Origin of the sequence: Paenibacillus sp. Aloe-11 (assembly GCF_000245715.1) — a bacterium.
Classification (GTDB): domain Bacteria; phylum Bacillota; class Bacilli; order Paenibacillales; family Paenibacillaceae; genus Paenibacillus; species Paenibacillus kribbensis.
On sequence record NZ_JH601039.1, the window covers coordinates 9,642 to 11,011 of the forward strand.

The following is a 1,370-nucleotide window of genomic DNA, read 5'->3' on the forward strand; positions in this document are numbered from 1 at the left end:
ACAGCCGGCCGGATTGTGGTTACAGGCTTGGCGGGAGGGCCAGAGGATGAGCGGCGCCAGCAGCAGGACTTGTATGCGGAGGTATACAGCTATACAGCCGCAGAAAGGCAACCGGTACAAGGGAGGGAATTACCATGACGGAAACATTGAAGGTAGCTATGCCGAAGGGGCGGATTTACAAGCAGGCTTCCGAGCTGTTTCGCCGAGCGGGAGTCCCGATTCCGCAGGATGTGGACGATACGCGCAAGCTGGTCATTCCGCTGCCTGAGCTGGGAATGGAATTCATCATGGCGAAGCCGGTCGATGTTCCTACGTATGTGGAGTACGGGGCTGCGGACATTGGCATTGTGGGCAAGGATGTATTGCTGGAGGAAAACAAGGATGTGTACGAACTGCTGGATCTGGGAATCGCCCGTTGCCGGATGTCGGTGATTGCTCTGCCGGATTGGCAACCGGGTATTCGCCAGCGGGTCGCTACCAAATATCCGAACGTGGCTTCCCAGTATTTTCGTGAGCAAGGCCAGCAGGTGGAGGTTATCAAGCTGAATGGTTCCATCGAATTGGCGCCCTTAATCGGCCTGGCAGACCGCATTGTGGATATGGTGGAAACCGGGCAGACCTTGCGGGAGAACGGATTGGTTGAGCAGATCAGCATTCTGGATATTACCAGTCGCCTGATTGCCAATCGGGTCAGCTATCGGATGAAAAACGGCTCGATTCAGGCGTTGTGTGACCGATTGCATCAGGTGATTCCAACTGCGGTGACACCCAAGGGCTTAACGAACTAGTGGAATAGGACAATGGCTAAGGAGCATTCTGCAAAGCAAGCTGCAAGTGAGGGGGAATGGACAAATGAAGATCGTATCAGCCCGTGAATTCAGTCTCCAGCGCGAGGTGGATTACGGTACACCAGAGCAAAATGAGGCTGTTCGTGCCATTATTCATTCGGTGCGGCAGGAGGGAGATGCAGCTGTCCTGCGGTATACGGAATCGTTTGATAGTGTATCGCTGACGGCGGAGCAGCTTCGTGTGACAGATGAAGAATTGAAGTTGGCATATGACAAGGTGGAGCCTTCTTTTATACAGGCAATTCGAGAGGCGGCGGATAATATCCGTACTTTTCACATGAAGCAAAAACGGAATTCGTGGATGGATTGGCAGCCGGACGGTAGCCTGCTCGGTCAGATTATCCGACCATTGCAGCGTGTAGGCGTGTATGTTCCGGGTGGTAAAGCGGCTTATCCATCCTCGGTGCTGATGAATGTCATTCCCGCTCAGGTGGCTGGTGTACCGGAGATTGTCATGGTGACACCTCCGGCAACAGGCGGCAAGGCGGGAATTGATCCATATACACTGGTAGCTGCGGCAGA

Annotated in this window: 1 protein-coding gene and 1 pseudogene; both read left to right on the forward strand. The window is 53.9% G+C overall.

Features of this window, described 5'->3' with window-relative positions:
• The first annotated feature begins 134 nt into the window (after positions 1-134).
• On the forward strand, positions 135-788 hold the full coding sequence (gene hisG / locus WG8_RS00745; protein ID WP_007428134.1) for an ATP phosphoribosyltransferase: 654 nt from the start codon (positions 135-137) through the stop codon (positions 786-788).
• Positions 789-852: 64 nt separating this feature from the next.
• Positions 853-1,370, forward strand: a pseudogene (locus WG8_RS27590) (histidinol dehydrogenase); the annotation flags it as partial.

What these genes read in the sequence shown, in the direction of transcription:
- hisG (WP_007428134.1), top strand. Translation starts at nt 135, where the DNA reads ATGACGGAAACATTGAAGGTAGCTATGCCGAAGGGGCGGATTTACAAG.